This is a genomic window from Stenotrophomonas sp. NA06056 (assembly GCF_013364355.1).
GTDB lineage: Bacteria > Pseudomonadota > Gammaproteobacteria > Xanthomonadales > Xanthomonadaceae > Stenotrophomonas.
Genome location: NZ_CP054931.1, coordinates 3,310,199 through 3,325,556, shown reverse-complemented (window position 1 = coordinate 3,325,556; position 15,358 = coordinate 3,310,199). Strand labels below are relative to the sequence as shown.

Genomic DNA, 15,358 nt, shown 5'->3' with positions numbered 1-15,358 from the left:
TGCAGGGCGAGAGGGCTGGACAGGCGTGGCACAATGGAACATCCGATGGAAGACGGTGGCCTGATGTCCTATCTCGTCCTTGCCCGCAAGTGGCGTCCGAAGCGTTTTGCCGAGCTGGTGGGCCAGGAACACGTGGTCCGTGCGCTCAGCAATGCGCTGGACAGTGGCCGGGTCCACCATGCGTTCCTGTTTACCGGCACCCGCGGCGTGGGCAAGACCACGATCGCGCGCATCTTCGCCAAGTCGCTGAACTGCGAGCAGGGCACCAGTGCCGATCCCTGCGGCCAGTGTGCGGCCTGCCTGGACATCGACGCCGGTCGCTACATCGACCTGCTGGAAATCGATGCCGCGTCCAATACCGGCGTGGACGATGTACGCGAGGTGATCGAGAACGCGCAGTACATGCCCTCGCGCGGCAAGTACAAGGTGTACCTGATCGACGAAGTGCACATGCTGTCCAAGGCTGCGTTCAATGCGCTGCTGAAGACGCTGGAAGAGCCGCCGGAACATGTGAAGTTCCTGCTGGCCACCACCGACCCGCAGAAGCTGCCGGTCACCGTGCTCAGCCGCTGCCTGCAGTTCAATCTCAAGCGCCTGGACGAAGATCAGATCCAGGGGCAGATGACCCGCATCCTCGCTGCCGAGCAGATCGAGTCGGACCCGACTGCCATCGTGCAGCTGGCCAAGGCCGCTGACGGCAGCCTGCGTGACGGCCTGTCGCTGCTCGACCAGGCCATCGCCTATGCCGGCGGTGCGCTGCGCGAGGACGTGGTGCGCACCATGCTGGGCACGGTCGACCGTACCCAGGTGGCGGCCATGCTCGATGCCCTGGCCGAGGGCGATGGCCCGCGCCTGCTGCAGGTCGTTGCCGCACTGGCCGAGTTCTCGCCGGACTGGAGCGGCGTGCTCGAGGCGCTGGCCGAAGGCCTGCACCGGATCCAGGTGCAGCAGCTGGTGCCGGGCGCGTCCGCCGCCGCCGAAGGACTGGATGCCAGCGTATTCGCCGAGCGCCTGCGCCCGGAAGTGGTCCAGCTCTGGTATCAGATGGCCCTGAACGGTCGGCGTGATCTGCCGTTGGCGCCCAGCCCGCGCGCCGGCTTTGAAATGGCCGTGCTGCGCATGCTGGCGTTCCGTCCGGCAGCGGCGGTACCGCCGGTACCGAAGTCGGTCGACGGTGCGGTGGGGGGAGCGACGGGCGGCAACGCTGCCGGCGGCGGTGCCGGCACAGATCCCCACGAAGCGACTCCGGCGGCGGCTGCGTCAGCGAGCCCGGCCGTGGCTCAGGTGGCAGCGCCGGTGCAGGCCGCGCCGCGCGAACCCGAGCCCGAGCCGGCGCCGCAGCCCGAATCGGACCCGACACCGGAGCCCGAGCCGGTGCCAGTTGAAGAACCCGTATCGCCACCGCCGGTAAAGGCCGAGGCGGAGGCGCCGGTCGCTGAGGTCGTGGCAAGCGACGATCTGCCGCCGTGGGCCACAGACGAAGCCGAGGCCCGTGACGCGGGACTGGCGGCCGGGATGGCCGGCCCCGACGCCGCCATGGTCGCGCCTTGGCACGAGCCGCCGGCCCCGGTGGCAACACCTGTTGAAGCCGCGCCTGCCGTGCCGGAGCGCCCGTTCCGTGCCGAGGGCATCGACATCGCCCCGGCGCCGGTTTCGGGATCAGAATCGGGGAAGGCCTCACCGGCGGAAAACGTCAGTGACCTGGCCTGCGCCGAAGACTGGCTTGACCTGGTCGCCAACAGTGGCCTGAGCGGCCCATCGCGTCAGCTTGCGGCCAATGCCGCGTTCATCAGTTGCCAGCATGGGGTCTTGAAACTGGGCCTTTCGCCCGGATTTGAGTACCTGCGCTCCGAACGCGCGCTGGCAGCGCTGGGCGAGGTGCTGGAAAAGTCCCTCGGCCAGGCGCTGAAGATCGTGGTCGAGACCGCAGAGGCCGAGCAGGCTCCGGCCGAGACCCTGCACCAGCGTGCCGACCGCCAGCGTGGCGAGCGGCAGCAGGCTGCCGAGGCCATTTTCATGGACGATCCGGAAGTCCAGCTGCTGATCCAGCAGCACGGCGCCCGGGTTGTTTCCGATTCCATCCGTTCTTTTGACGAGTAAGACGACATGCGCGGCAATATCGCCCAACTGATGCAGCAGGCCCAGAAGATGCAGGAAAACCTGCAGAAGGCCCAGGAAGAAATCGCCAAGATCGAAGTGACCGGCAGCGCCGGTGGCGGCATGGTCAGCGTTACCCTGACCGGTGCCAAGGAGTGCCGCAAGGTACGTATCGATCCGTCGCTGACCAGCGATCCGGAAATGCTGGAAGACCTGATCGCCGCCGCCTTCAACGATGCGTCCAACAAGATCGACGCCGAGTCGAAGTCGAAGATGGGTTCGGCCACCGCCGGCATGCAGCTGCCGCCGGGCATGAAGATGCCGTTCTGATTTTCAGAGTGGCACCTGCGCAAGCCGGTGCCACAGAACCTGTAGCCGTCGAGCTTGCTCGACGCCATGAAAGCACGCCGCCGTGTCCGCACCCCTGCTTGAACAACTGATCGATGCACTGCGGGTGTTGCCTGGCGTCGGCCAGAAGACCGCGCAACGCATGGCTTACCACCTGCTCGAACGTGAGCGCGAAGGTGGCAAACGTCTTTCCGAGACGCTGGCGCAGGCGGTCGAACGCATCGGTCACTGTGCGCAATGCCGCGACTTCAGCGAAACCGAGCTGTGCCCGACCTGCGCCAATGGCAGCCGCGAGCGCAGCCAGCTGTGCGTGGTGGAGTCGCCGGCTGATCGCCTGGCGATCGAGAACGCCACCGGCTATCGCGGCGTCTACTTCGTGCTGCAGGGGCGCCTGTCGCCGCTGGATGGCATCGGCCCCCGCGAGCTGGGTCTGGAGCAGTTGGAACAGCGCTTGGCGGAAGCGGAAGTGCAGGAGCTGATCATTGCAACCAGCGCCACCGTCGAAGGCGAAGCCACCGCGCACTACCTCGCGCAGCTGGCCCGTGCCCGCCAGGTGCGGCCGAGTCGACTGGCCCAAGGGCTGCCCCTCGGTGGTGAGCTGGAGTACGTCGATCGCGGGACGCTGTCGCACGCGTTCGGTTCCCGCAGCGAAGTGCGCGATTGAGCCGAGCCGGGCATGTTCCGGCGTTACCGGCCTACAATGCGGAAAACACCCGCCGAGGCCGATCATGAGCAGCGAAACCCTCTTCAGCAAGATCATCCGTCGCGAGATCCCGGCCACCATCGTCTATGAAGACGAAGACGTCCTGGCCTTCAAGGACATCGCGCCGCAGGCACCGGTGCACGTGCTGTTCATTCCCAAGAACGAGATCATCCCGACCCTGGACGACCTGCAGCCCTCGCAGGCGCATCTGATCGGCAAGCTGGCCCTGGCCGCCGCCGAGTACGCGCGTCGGGAAGGCTTCGCACAGGACGGCTACCGCATCGTGATGAACTGCCGCGAAGACGCCGGGCAGACCGTGTTCCATATCCACATGCACCTGCTGGCGGGCGCGCCGCTGGGCCACTTCGGTACGCCGGGGCGTTGATGGAGCCATCCACGCATGGCGTGGATCTACAGTGCGCCAACAGCAGTAGATCCACGCCATGCGTGGATGAAAAAAGCAGCACAGTGCAGCATCGCCCCGAGTAGGCCCGCCCCCTGCGTGGATGAAAAAAGGCCGCCCCATGGGCGGCCTTCTGCATCATGCATACCGGACCTGGACTACCACCAGCCCCAACCGCGATAGCCGCCCCAGTACGGACCATAGGGGCCCGGGCCCCACGGCCCATAGGGGTAGGGCACCACATCGACCTGGCGCTGTTCCGGCCACAGGTAGATCACGTCGGCCGCCAGCTTCGGAAGGCGGTAGTCGTAATCACCGATGCGGGTGTTGGCGTAGCCGTCGATCTTGCCGATGAAGGTCACGTCGCGGCCGGCTTCGAACACCGCCGGATCGTAGAAGCCGGCACGGCAGGCAATGAAGCGGCCGTCACTGGCATCGGAGGAGGTCGTGTTCGGACGGCCGCTGCCGTTGAGCGGGCGCGAGATGATCTGGAAACAGGTCTCGCCCTGGCCGGGCTTGGTTTCGATGATCCGGCCACCCCAGCGAACCGGCGTGCCGACCTGCTGGGTGGCAACCGAGTCGCGCGGGGAAACCAGGCTGAACTGTCCCTGCAGCGGCTTGGGGGCCGTGGCGCAGGCCGACAGGGCCAGGGCGGCCACGGCGGTGAGGAGGAACTTGGTATTCATGGGGAGGCTCCGGAAGTCGGGCGATGCCTGCGCAGGTCCCGCAATAATGGGGCGAGCTCGGTACAAGTGCCAGCGTAGCGTGCGTCAGCGAAACGCTGGCTGAGTGCGATGAGGGCCGGGTCGGGGCGTTGCCCGTGAACCCGGCGCGCCCAGTGCAGGGCGGTCTCATGCGGCTCGCGGCCCAGCCCCAGCCGGGCATAGCGCTGTCCCAGCCGGTGCCAGGCGCGCAGCAGCGGGTCGCGTTCGCGTTCGCCCCGGGCCAGCAGCCAGGCCATCCACGCCAGCGCCAGCAACGCCGCCGTCACGAAGCCGGCCAGCAGCTGTGCGGGGCGCAGGTCATCCAGCCCGAACGGTTGCAGCAGCTGCTGCTGGCGGCGCGCGTCGAATGACAGCACCAGTTCGTTCCAGCCCCTGCGCATCCAGTCGCCGATCTGGCCCAGCTGCTGCCAGCGCTGCTGTAAGCCGGTGTCGGCATCGGCCAGCAGACGGTCGTCGAGCGTGTCCAGGATGCGTTCGGGTGCTACTGCCGCTGTCGGGTCGACGCGCACCCAGCCGCGTTGCGGCAGCCACACTTCGGCCCAGGCGTGGGCGTCCATCCGTCGCAGTACCCAGTAGTCGCCGATCCGGTTGCGCGTGCCGCCGGCAAACCCGGTGACCACTCGCGCCGGAATGCCTGCATTGCGCATCAGCACCACGAAGGCAGAGCTGAAATGCTGGCAGTAGCCGGCCTTGTAGTCGAACAGGAAATCATCCACCGGATCGCGCCCGGCGGCTGGTGTTTCCAGCGTGTACGAAAAATCGGCGGTGATCCACGCCAGGGCGCGACGGACCACGGCAGCGTCATCGCTTCCCGCATCCTGCCGCCACTGCCGGGCGAGGGTTGCCGTGCGGGGGTTGAAGTTTTCCGGCAGCTGCAGCGCTGCGCTGCGCTGATAGGGCGACAGCGTGGCGTCAAAGCGCTGCGGTGGGGCCGAATGCAAGCGCCACCGGCTCAACGCGGACAACGGGAGGTCGCTGCTCAGGCTCTGGGCTGCATCAAGCCGGCTGCCGTCCGGTGCGGCGGTGGGCAGATCCAGCGCGACCAGCTGGCGACGGTCGGTGGGTTCGTAATCGATCTGGTAGTCCCAGCCCTCCGTGCCATGTTCGACGACCGCGGGAGGCAAACGTTCGGTACGGCGGTCGCGTCGCCAGACATGCCCGTCGAACTGGGTCAGTACCGGCCCGCGCCAGTAGCGCTGTGCCGGCTCTGGAATCGCACCGAAGAACTGCGCACGCAGGGCCGGGGTGTCGTCGGCCATCAGATCCAGCCACTTGTCCGGCTCCATCGTGTCGGACAACCCGGGCGTGCCGACCGCACGATCGGGAATGCCCCACAGCGGCGTGTCCAATCGTGGGAACAACCAGAAGCAGGCCAGCGCCAGCGGCAGGCCGATCAGCAGCAGGCGACCGACGCCACGAAGTTGCGCGGTCAGCGGCGGCGGCGCACTGCGGCCTTCACCCTGCGCCAACCGCTGCAGAGCAATCAGCGAGCTGGTACCGGCCAGTACCGCCAGCATGGTGGTCAGCGGTCCCTGGTCGAGCAGGAAGGCCGCGAACGGTGAGAACAGGGCAAAGCCGAGCAGGCTGCGCGCATCGCGCAGGGTGCGCAGCTCGCTGGACTTGATCGCCAGCATCGCCGCCAGCAGTGCACAACCGGTATCCCGGCCCGGGCGCACCGCCCCCATCTGCCAGGCGATGGCAGCCAGCATGCCCACCACCAGCAGTACACGCACCGGCATCGGCAGCATGCCGCGCTGCGACAGTGCGGCGGTGACGACCGCTGCCGCGGCGATCAGGGCCGCCAGCGCAGTGGGCAGCTGCAACAGCAGCGGCAACAGGGCCAGTGCAGCGCTGGCCAGCGTCCACGTGCGGGTGTTGCGGTCCAGCAGCAGGGCAGGCTCAGTCATGAGGAAGCAACGCCAGCGCGCGCAGGCACAGATGGTGGTGGCTGGCGCCTTGGCCGGGGCCGATGGGTGGGTGCATCGGCAGCAGCAGTGTGTAGCGACGGCCTTCGCGCTCGGCGCTGTCCACCCAGCGTGCCAGCCGCGAGATGCGGGCCTCCCGGCCCAGAGGTGCCAGCGCGCGCCAGTCCAGCACCACTTCGATGCCGATTGGCTTCTCGTATTCGCGTACCAGCAGCGTGTCGCGGCGCGCGGAGTGTTTCCAGGCAATGCTGCGGGGCGCATCTCCGGCGCGATACGGGCGCAACTGGTGCAGTTCCTCGCCATTGGCATGGGCGCGGGTGTGCAGGGGATCGCTGCCCTGCTGTGGCAACGGTGGCGCCTTCGCTTCGGCCAGCGGGTAGACCAACAGGGGTTCTTCCGGCCACACCCAGGACCATGCCCTGACCAAGCCAAGCGGTTGTGTCGTGGACAGGCGGATGCGCGGCAGATCCAGCCAGCCACGGCGTTCGCTGGGCACTTCCAGCTCGGCTTCACCACGGCCGTGCGCGGGCAGGTCGAGCCACGCTTGGCTGTCGCCCAGTTGCAGGTGCAGGCCATGGCGCGCTCGCGGGTCGCGCAGCGACAGGTCCACGCGCAGGCGCAGCGGTTGCCCGGCAGGCACCGGTTCGGCGGAGATCGCGTCGATCTGCACACCCGACAGCTGCAGGTGCGCGGCGATGGTGCTGGCGATTGCCGCCGCGGCCAGCAGCAGCGCCAGCAGCAGCGCAGGGTTGTTGTTGTAGTTCAGCGCGCCCAGCAACATTGCGACCAGCAGGCAGGCCACGAAGAGGCCGAAGCGGGTGGGCAGCACGTAGATGCGGCGGCGGTCGAGCCGTTGCGGCAACGGTTCCGGCGTGCGTGGTCGTGCCAGCTGCAACAGTCGCCAGGCATGCAATGCCATCGTCAATCGACCGCGACAGTCTGCAGGATCGCGCGTGCCAGCGCCGGGCCCGAGCTCGACTCGGCTTCACCCACCAGGCGATGGCCAGCCACCGCTACGAACAGAGTCTGCACATCTTCGGGCACGACATGGCCACGGCCGAGCAGCAGTGCATGTGCCTTGGCGGCGCGCAGCAGGGCCAGGCCGGCGCGCGGCGACAGTCCCACGCGCACGCCGGCGTGCTGGCGGCTGCGGGTCAGCAATGCCTGCACGTAGTCCACCAGCGCGTCGCTGACATGCACCTGACCGACGGCCTCGCGCAGTGCACGCACCTGGTTGTCGTCCAGCTGCGGCAGCGCGCGGGCGATCAGGTCGCGACGATCACTGCCGCGCAGCAGCTCACGTTCCGCCTGCGCGCTGGGGTAGCCCATCGCCAGGCGCAGCAGGAAACGATCGAGCTGCGAATCGGGCAGCGGGAAGGTACCCGACAGATCCACCGGGTTCTGTGTGGCGATCACGAAGAACGGATCGGGCAGGGCATGCGTTTGACCGTCGAGGGTGACCTGCTGCTCGGCCATTGCTTCCAGCAGGGCGCTCTGCGTGCGCGGCGGCGCCCGGTTGATCTCGTCGGCCAGCAGCACGTGGGTGAAGACCGGCCCGGGATGGAACTGGAACTGGCGGCTGCCGGCGTCGTACACCGATACACCGAGTACATCGGCTGGCAGCAGGTCGGAGGTGAACTGCACGCGTTGGAAGCTCAGCCCCAGGCTGCTGGCCAACGCATGGGCCAAGGTGGTCTTGCCGAGGCCGGGCAGGTCCTCGATCAGCAGATGACCGCCAGAGAGCAGGGCCACGAAGGCCAGCCGCACCTCATGCGCCTTGCCCAGCACCAGCGCATTGACCTGGTCCTGCGCATTGCGCAGGGACTGGCGCAGTTGATCGGTTAGCATGCTGGGCATGGGGGACGAAGCTGTCATGGTCGTCTCAAGTTCGGTAACCGGTCGATTCTATCCATAGAGCAATGCAGGGCGAACAGCGCGCACGTACGATTTTTCTCTGGTTATGGACGCTCGTCACAGCGGCCAAGCTGGTCGTGGCCGCACGTCTGCCATTGTTCGTCGATGAGGCGTTCTACTGGCAGGAAGGCCAGCATCTGGCTGCAGCCTATTCGGATCTGCCGGGGCTGACGGCCTGGTTGGCCCGGCTCGGTGTGGAGCTTGGCGGCCAACATGTGCTTGCGCTGCGCCTGCCGTTCCTGGCCATCGGTGCACTGCTGCCGCTGCTGGTATCGCGCATTGCGGCGCGGTGGTTCGGCAACGTTGCCGGTTGGCAGGCAGGCAGCTTGACGCTGCTGATGCCGTTGTCGGCCACGCTGGGCCTGCTTGCCGTACCCGATGTGCCGATGGCACTGGCGGCCGTGTTGTGCCTGGACGCTGGCGCACGCCTGCTGCGCAACGTCGACGCCTCCTCAGCGGTGAAGCTGGCGCTGGGCCTGCTGATCGGCGCGCTCAGCCACTACCGTTTCATCGGCGTCATCGGCGTCGGCTTCCTTGCCCTGCTGGTGCTGCCGCAGGGCCGGCGCATGCTGACAGATCCGCGCGTGTGGGTGGCCCTGGCCGTTGGCGTACTGGCATGGCTGCCGCTGCTGGCCTGGAATGCCGACAATCATGATGCCGGTCTGAAGTTCCAGGTGGTCGAGCGCCATCCGTGGGCGTTCGAGTGGCGCGGCCTGTGGTTCCTGGTGATCCAGCCGATGCTGGTGACGCCCATCCTGTGCATCGCGATGTGGAAAGTGGCGCTGGCGGGCACCCGCAGTGGCGGCGGTGCCCGCGTACAGTGGCGTTATTTCGGCCTGGTCGGCGGCGTATCGACGCTGGGCATCTTCGCACTGGGCTTCTTCACCGACGTCGAACGCATCAGCTTCCATTGGCCGCTGCCGGGCTATCTGGCCTTGCTGGTGGCGGTGCCGGTGATACTCAACGGTTGGCCGCGCTGGTTGCGGCGCACCGGCTGGTGGCTGGCCGGGCTGGGCATGGGGCTGGCCTTCGGCTATTACCTGATGGCGTCTTCGTCATCGCTGCGCGAGCAGTTGGCCGGTGACAAGTACTACCCGCGCAACTTCGCCGGCTGGCAGCCACTGGCCGCTGCGGTCCGCGAGGAATTGCAGCAGATGCCTGAAGGCAGCCGGGTGCTGGCCGGCAACTTCAAGGTGGGGGCCGAACTGGGTTTCCAGCTGGGCCGCGGTGACATCGAAGTACTACCGCATCCGCTCAACGACAAGCACGGCCGTACCGCGCAGCTGGCGCAGTGGAACCTGGTGCATGAGGGCGAGCGTGATGTGCCGATGCTGCTGGTGCTGTCGCCCAGCGATCAGCGTTTCCGCGATCTGCTCACCCGCTATCACGCCATCTGCGAACAGGTCGGGCCGCTGCCGCCACCGCGTGTGGTCAGCAACGATCACGGATTCCAGCGCTTCCTGCTGTTCCGCCTGCCGGTGCAGCGCGCGCAGGGGCCATGCGTAGCACCGGCACTGGCCTGGTTTGATGCCCCCTCCAATGGCGACGTGGTGAGCGGCACGCTGGCAATCAAGGGCTGGGCGTTCAAGGAAGGCGTCGGCCTGTCGCGGGTGGAGGTGCTGGTGGATGGCCGTTCGATCGGCGATGCCAGCTACGGGCGGGTGTTCGATGTCCGCCATGCCTGGCCGGACAGCACTGACCCGCAACATCCGGCTGTCGGCTTCGATGCAACGCTCGATACGGCGACCTTGTCACCGGGCAAACACTGGCTGGGCCTGCGCCTGCATGGTCGCGATGGCAGCGTGGAGCAGTGGCAGGAGCAGCCGTTCGTGGTGGAACAGCGCTGACGCATTGGGCTACGTGTCACGGGCCGGGGTTATGGCACCGCGAATCCAGCCCTGCGCAGCAATCCGCACAGCGCGATCAGCGGCAGCCCGATCAGGGCCGTGGGGTCGCGATTGTCGATGGCCTCGAACAGGCTGATGCCCAGGCCTTCGCACTTGAAGCTGCCGGCGCAGTCCAGCGGTTGTTCGATGGCCACGTAGCGGGCGATTTCCGGTGCCTGCAGCGTGCGGAAGCGCACCTCGGTCAAATCCATTGCCGTGAAGGATTCTCGGTCACGGGTGAGACTGAGGGCGGTGTGGAAGCGTACCGTCTGCCCGGACATCGCCGTCAGCTGGGCGCAGGCCGCTTCGGCGGTGCCCGGTTTGCCGAGCGGCTGACCGTTCAGGTCCGCCACCTGATCCGAGCCGATCACCCAGCTGCCGGGATGGCGAGCGGCCACTGCAACCGCCTTGGCGCTGGCCAGGCGTGCCGCCAGCGCCTGCGGAGCTTCGTTGGCTGCCGGGGTCTCATCCACCTCCGGGCGTGCGCAGTCGAAGGGCAGGCCCAGCCGTTCCAGCAGGTCGCGGCGGTAGCGGGAGGTGGAGGCCAGAACCAGGGCAGGCATGCGGAAATCTCCGGGAGCGGGGCGCGGCAGTCTGGCCCGGCGAAGCCAGCCACAGCAAGCCTTTCATGGCAGTCATTTGACACGCGACCTGCCAATCCCTAATATTCGGCGGCTTATGTCCGCGAACGTACCCGAAACGCTGGATGCCTGGCGGATGGTCGTAGCGCGAAGGCGCTTCGACGGTCAGGTCTCCCTGGCTGAATTGACTCGCCTGCAGGGGCTTGTCGCAGATACCGAAGGTGAGTGTAATTACTCGCTGGAATTCGGTCGCGACGAGATCTTGCGGGTATCCTATGTGGAACTCAGCATCGATACCGCGTTGCCGCTGACCTGTCAGCGCAGCATGCAGCGTTTCCTGTTGCCGGTGAAGATGACCCAGAGGCTTGGCCTGATCCGCGACGAAGACGAGGAATCGTCCCTGCCGGAGGAATACGAGGCGCTGCTGGTGCCGGAAGATGGCCAGCTGCGTCCGTTGGACCTGGTCGAGGACGAGCTGGTGCTGGCGGTGCCGGTGGTACCCCTGTCGCCGTACGGTGAGGCAGTCGACAAGGACTGGGCGCCGACCGAAGAAGAAATTGAAAAGGCCAATCCGTTCGCGGCGTTGGCGGCATTGAAGAAACAATAGCAGCCGGTTGTCGTCGGCGGCTGCGGCGAAAGCGAAAAGTGTGCTGGACGCTGGCGTCCTGTGCGACGAAACGACGAAGCAAAACGAACCGAGTTTGGAGCAATCCCATGGCTGTCCAGAAATCCCGTGTTACCCCGTCCCGTCGTGGCCAGCGTCGTTCGCATGACGCCCTGAGCGCCAAGCAGCTGTCGACCGACCCGACCACCGGCGAAGTGCATCTGCGTCACCACATCACTGCTGACGGTTTCTACCGCGGCAAGAAGGTCATCCAGACCAAGTCTTCGGCTGTCCAGGAAGACTGATGTGCCGGAAGGTCGCTGCCCGCTGGGCAGCGGCCTTCGCCTTCTTTCCCGGGCACGCCGGTGAACGGCGGCTCGTGCAACAGGAAACATGATGAGCAAGCGGATCTACTCGAGGATCGCGGGCACCGGTAGCTATTTGCCGGAAAAAGTCCTGACCAACGCCGACCTGGAAAAAATGGTCGAGACCTCGGACGAGTGGATCCAGACGCGCACCGGTATCCGTGAACGGCACATCGCTGCCGAAGGCGAAACCACCAGCGATCTCGGCTACCAGGCCGCGCTGCGTGCGATCGAAGCGGCTGGCATCGATGCGTCGCAGCTCGACATGATCGTGGTCGGCACGACCACTCCTGATCTGATCTTTCCCTCCACCGCGTGCCTGATCCAGGCCAAGCTCGGTGTGAGCGGCTGTCCCGCTTTTGACGTCAACGCGGCCTGTTCGGGCTTCGTGTTCGCGCTCAGCGTGGCTGACAAATTCATCCGTTCCGGTGACGCCCGCCATGTGCTGGTGATTGGCGCGGAAACCCTGACCCGCATCGTCGACTGGGAAGACCGCACCACCTGCGTGCTGTTCGGTGATGGCGCCGGCGCCGTCGTGCTCAAGGCCGACGAAGAAACCGGCATCCTCAGCACGCACCTGCATTCGGATGGCAGCAAGAAAGAGCTGCTGTGGAATCCGGTCGGCGTCTCGGTCGGCTTCGGTGAAGGCAACAATGGTGGCGGCACCATCAACATGAAGGGCAACGACGTGTTCAAGTACGCCGTCAAGGCGCTGGACTCGGTCGTGGACGAAACCCTGGATGCCAACGGCTTGACCAAGTCCGACCTGGACTGGCTGATCCCGCACCAGGCCAATCTGCGCATCATCGAAGCCACCGCCAAGCGGCTGGAGATGTCGATGGACCAGGTCGTGGTCACCGTCGACAAGCATGGCAATACCTCGTCCGCCTCGGTGCCGCTGGCGCTGGATGCGGCTGTCCGTTCCGGCAGGGTCGAGCGCGGCCAGCTGCTGCTGCTGGAAGCGTTCGGTGGTGGCTTCACGTGGGGTTCGGCACTGCTGCGCTATTGATAGTGCGAGTTACGACAACGTGAAACCGTCGTTACGGCCCCTCTGGGGCCGTAATGCGTTAAAGGAGACTGTCATGGTTGAGCCCATCGTCATCGAAGGGCAGCGCGCCTGGCTGAAGCAGTACGGCGAAGGAAGCCGAGCAGTGGCCCTGGGCCTGCTCAATTTTGTAGCCCGCCGGTTCCATCTCGATGCCCTACGCCCGCCACCGCACCGTGGTGGCGACGCTGCGCGCGAAACCGAGGCCCGCCGGCTGGCGGAACTGCAGGCGCAGGGAGTGAACGTACCCACAGTGATCGGCAGCGGCCATGCCGCGCTGGTGATCGGCGACAACGGCAGCTCGTTCAACACCTGCCTGCGCGAGGCCGACGATGCCGGCCGCGATCATCTTGTGGCTGCGGCGATGCAGGCCATTGCCGAAGCGCACGCGCGTGGCGCCTATTTCGGCCAACCCCTGCCACGCAACCTCACCTGGGATGGCCAGAACGTCGGTTTCATCGATTTCGAAGAAGATCCGTTGGAAGTGATGGATCTGGCCGAGGCGCAGGCGCGTGACTGGCTGATGTTCGGCTACGGCGTGGCCAAGTACTACGCCGATCGCCCCGAATGCCTGCAGGCGATGATGGCCGAGGCGATGAACGGCGTGCAGGCACCGGTGCGCGCGCACGTGCACGCCGTCAGTGGCCGCCTGCAGCGCCTGGCGCGGGTGTGCATGAGGCTGGGGCGCTCGGCGCGTGCGCTGGCCCACTCCATTTTCATCACCCATGGCGCCACCACGCTGGGCCTGCTGATGGTGGTTGGCCTGTGCATGGACTGGTTTGCCGACGGCGAACTGGACATCCTGCAGCTGCTCTGCTGATTGCATCCGCCGGGCATGGCCCGGCGCTAACGGTAGCGCCGGGCCATGCCCGGCGGCCCCCGTATCGCGGCATCGTCCATACGCCGTGCATACGCGCACGTACAGACGACACGGCATGTTCCCCCTTATCATGGCCCGCTTCGATTGCAACAAGCGGATGACCGCGTGACCCTATCCACCCTCGCTTTTGTCTTCCCCGGTCAGGGCTCGCAGTCTGTGGGCATGCTGGCCGAGCTGGCCGAACTGCACCCGCAGGTGCGTGAGGCCTTCACCGAGGCATCCGATGGTGCCGGCGTCGACCTGTGGGCATTGTCCCAGGGCGGCCCGGAGGAAATGCTCAACCGTACCGAATACACCCAGCCGGCCCTGCTGGCCGCCAGCATCGGCGCGTGGCGCGCCTGGAATGCCGTGGGGGGGCCGCGCCCGTCGGTTCTGGCCGGTCACAGCCTGGGCGAGTACACCGCCCTGGTCGCCGCTGGCGCCCTCAGCCTGCACGACGGTGCGCACCTGGTGCGCCTGCGCGGCCAGCTGATGCAGGAGGCTGCTCCGGCCGGTGTCGGCGCCATGGCCGCCGTGCTCGGCGCTGAAGACCAGCTGGTACTGGACGTCTGCGCCGAAGCGGCCGGCAGCCAGGTGGTCGTTCCGGCCAACTTCAACTCGCCGGGCCAGATCGTGATCGGTGGCGACGCTGCCGCGGTCGATCGCGCGCTGGCGCTGCTGGCCGAGAAGGGCGTGCGCAAGGCGGTCAAGCTGGCCGTCAGCGTGCCCTCGCATACCCCGCTGATGCGCGAAGCCGCCAACCGCCTGGCCGAAGTGATGGCCGGCCTGTCCTGGCAGCTGCCGCAGCTGCCGGTGGTGCAGAACGTCGACGCCAAGGTGCACAACGGCGTGGACGCGATCCGCGCCGCGCTGGTGCAGCAGCTGTACCAGCCCGTGCAGTGGACCGGCTGCGTGCAGGCGTTGGCCGCCCGTGGCGTCACCCAGGTCGCCGAGTGCGGCCCGGGCAAGGTGCTGACCGGCCTGGTCAAGCGCATCGACAAGGCCATCGACGGCCGCTCCCTGGCCACCCCGGGCGACTTCGAAACCGCCCGCGAGACGTGGTCGGCCTGATTGCCCCTGTTCCTGCCGACCGTGCCGGTGGCCGCTGCAAGCGGCACGGGTGCGGCGGCCGCCCCAGTCTGAGGAAAACATCATGAGCAAGCCCCTGCAGGGTGAAATCGCACTGGTCACCGGTGCCAGCCGTGGCATTGGCGCCGCCATCGCCGATCTGCTGGCCGCCCAGGGCGCCACCGTCATCGGCACCGCCACCACCGATTCCGGCGCTGCCGCGATCGGCGAGCGTCTGGCAGCCCACGGCGGCCACGGCCGCGCGCTGAACGTCACCGACGCCGCCGCTCTCGACGCCGTGCTTGACGGTATCGCCAAGGAATTCGGCCCGATCTCGATTCTGGTCAACAACGCCGGCATCACCCGCGACAACCTGCTGATGCGCATGAAGGAAGAGGATTGGGCGTCGATCATCGACACCAACCTGACCAGCGTGTTCCGCACCAGCAAGGCGGTCATGCGCGGCATGATGAAGGCGCGCAAGGGCCGCATCATCAACATCGCCTCGGTGGTGGGCGTGACCGGCAACGCCGGCCAGGCCAACTATGCCGCTGCCAAGGCCGGCATCATCGGTTTCTCCAAGTCGCTGGCCAAGGAAATTGGCTCGCGTGGCGTCACCGTCAACGTGGTCGCGCCGGGCTTCATCGACACCGACATGACCAAGGCGCTGCCGGAAGAGGCGCGTACCGCGCTGATCGGCGACATCGCCCTCGAACGCCTGGGTTCGCCGGAGGACATCGCCCACGCGGTGGCCTTCCTGGCCAGCCCGGCTGCCGGCTACATCACCGGCGAAACTCTCCATGTGAACGGCGGCATGTACATGCCGTAAGCAAGG

General features: G+C 66.9%; 16 protein-coding genes. 11 read left to right on the top strand and 5 right to left on the bottom strand.

All coding sequences use genetic code 11. From position 1 onward, the window contains the following. Positions 1-45: 45 nt before the first annotated feature. From dnaX to HUT07_RS14995, 4 genes are all read left to right on the top strand, one after another. A complete protein-coding gene (gene dnaX / locus HUT07_RS15010; RefSeq protein ID WP_176022562.1) occupies positions 46-2,100 on the top strand; it encodes a DNA polymerase III subunit gamma/tau in 2,055 nt (684 codons plus the stop codon). Positions 2,101-2,106: 6 nt separating this feature from the next. Then, positions 2,107-2,427, top strand: a complete 321-nt coding sequence (locus tag HUT07_RS15005) for a YbaB/EbfC family nucleoid-associated protein (RefSeq protein ID WP_176021600.1) — start codon at positions 2,107-2,109, stop codon at positions 2,425-2,427. 82 nt (positions 2,428-2,509) lie between these two features. Further along, on the top strand, positions 2,510-3,109 hold the full coding sequence (gene recR / locus HUT07_RS15000; RefSeq protein ID WP_176021599.1) for a recombination mediator RecR: 600 nt from the start codon (positions 2,510-2,512) through the stop codon (positions 3,107-3,109). Positions 3,110-3,173: 64 nt separating this feature from the next. Continuing rightward, positions 3,174-3,533, top strand: coding sequence for a histidine triad nucleotide-binding protein (locus HUT07_RS14995; protein WP_176021598.1), 360 nt, complete (start codon positions 3,174-3,176; stop codon positions 3,531-3,533). A gap of 176 nt (positions 3,534-3,709) precedes the next feature. Here the strand turns inward: HUT07_RS14995 and HUT07_RS14990 are convergent, their stop codons facing one another. Genes HUT07_RS14990 through HUT07_RS14975 form a run of 4 tightly spaced genes read right to left on the bottom strand, consistent with a single transcriptional unit; the run spans position 3,710 to position 8,076 of the window. Further along, positions 3,710-4,237 (bottom strand): Slp family lipoprotein, encoded by a 528-nt coding sequence (locus HUT07_RS14990; RefSeq protein ID WP_089239146.1) that lies wholly within the window; start codon positions 4,235-4,237, stop codon positions 3,710-3,712. Beyond that, complete coding sequence (locus HUT07_RS14985; RefSeq protein WP_176021597.1) at positions 4,234-6,183, bottom strand: DUF3488 and transglutaminase-like domain-containing protein; 1,950 nt, start codon at positions 6,181-6,183, stop codon at positions 4,234-4,236. The genes HUT07_RS14990 and HUT07_RS14985 overlap by 4 nt, the downstream gene beginning before the upstream one ends. Continuing rightward, a complete protein-coding gene (locus HUT07_RS14980; RefSeq protein ID WP_176021596.1) occupies positions 6,176-7,120 on the bottom strand; it encodes a DUF58 domain-containing protein in 945 nt (314 codons plus the stop codon). The genes HUT07_RS14985 and HUT07_RS14980 overlap by 8 nt, the downstream gene beginning before the upstream one ends. 2 nt (positions 7,121-7,122) lie before the next feature. Next, positions 7,123-8,076, bottom strand: a complete 954-nt coding sequence (locus HUT07_RS14975) for a MoxR family ATPase (protein WP_176021595.1) — start codon at positions 8,074-8,076, stop codon at positions 7,123-7,125. Positions 8,077-8,120: 44 nt separating this feature from the next. Between HUT07_RS14975 and HUT07_RS14970 the strand changes: the two genes are divergently transcribed. Further along, the gene (locus HUT07_RS14970) at positions 8,121-9,962 is read left to right on the top strand and encodes a glycosyltransferase family 39 protein (protein ID WP_176021594.1); all 1,842 of its coding nucleotides are present in this window, start codon (positions 8,121-8,123) and stop codon (positions 9,960-9,962) included. A gap of 29 nt (positions 9,963-9,991) precedes the next feature. On the opposite strand, the gene HUT07_RS14965 is transcribed toward HUT07_RS14970, so the two are convergent. Then, positions 9,992-10,564 (bottom strand): Maf family nucleotide pyrophosphatase, encoded by a 573-nt coding sequence (locus HUT07_RS14965; RefSeq protein WP_176021593.1) that lies wholly within the window; start codon positions 10,562-10,564, stop codon positions 9,992-9,994. A gap of 115 nt (positions 10,565-10,679) precedes the next feature. On the opposite strand from HUT07_RS14965, the gene HUT07_RS14960 reads away from it, so the two are divergent. The 6 genes from HUT07_RS14960 to fabG all read left to right on the top strand — a co-directional run bounded on the left by HUT07_RS14960 (position 10,680) and on the right by fabG (position 15,352). After that, positions 10,680-11,189 (top strand): YceD family protein, encoded by a 510-nt coding sequence (locus HUT07_RS14960; protein ID WP_176021592.1) that lies wholly within the window; start codon positions 10,680-10,682, stop codon positions 11,187-11,189. 107 nt (positions 11,190-11,296) lie between these two features. After that, the gene (gene rpmF / locus HUT07_RS14955) at positions 11,297-11,491 is read left to right on the top strand and encodes a 50S ribosomal protein L32 (RefSeq protein WP_025879386.1); all 195 of its coding nucleotides are present in this window, start codon (positions 11,297-11,299) and stop codon (positions 11,489-11,491) included. Positions 11,492-11,582: 91 nt separating this feature from the next. After that, the gene (locus tag HUT07_RS14950) at positions 11,583-12,560 is read left to right on the top strand and encodes a beta-ketoacyl-ACP synthase III (RefSeq protein WP_099819200.1); all 978 of its coding nucleotides are present in this window, start codon (positions 11,583-11,585) and stop codon (positions 12,558-12,560) included. A 73-nt stretch (positions 12,561-12,633) separates the two neighbouring features. Further along, on the top strand, positions 12,634-13,416 hold the full coding sequence (locus HUT07_RS14945) for a serine/threonine protein phosphatase (RefSeq protein WP_176021591.1): 783 nt from the start codon (positions 12,634-12,636) through the stop codon (positions 13,414-13,416). A gap of 165 nt (positions 13,417-13,581) precedes the next feature. Next, complete coding sequence (gene fabD, locus HUT07_RS14940) at positions 13,582-14,526, top strand: ACP S-malonyltransferase (RefSeq protein WP_176021590.1); 945 nt, start codon at positions 13,582-13,584, stop codon at positions 14,524-14,526. An 82-nt stretch (positions 14,527-14,608) separates the two neighbouring features. Then, entirely contained in the window at positions 14,609-15,352 is a 744-nt protein-coding gene (fabG, locus tag HUT07_RS14935) for a 3-oxoacyl-ACP reductase FabG (protein WP_176021589.1), read from the top strand. The last annotated feature ends 6 nt before the right edge of the window (positions 15,353-15,358 follow it).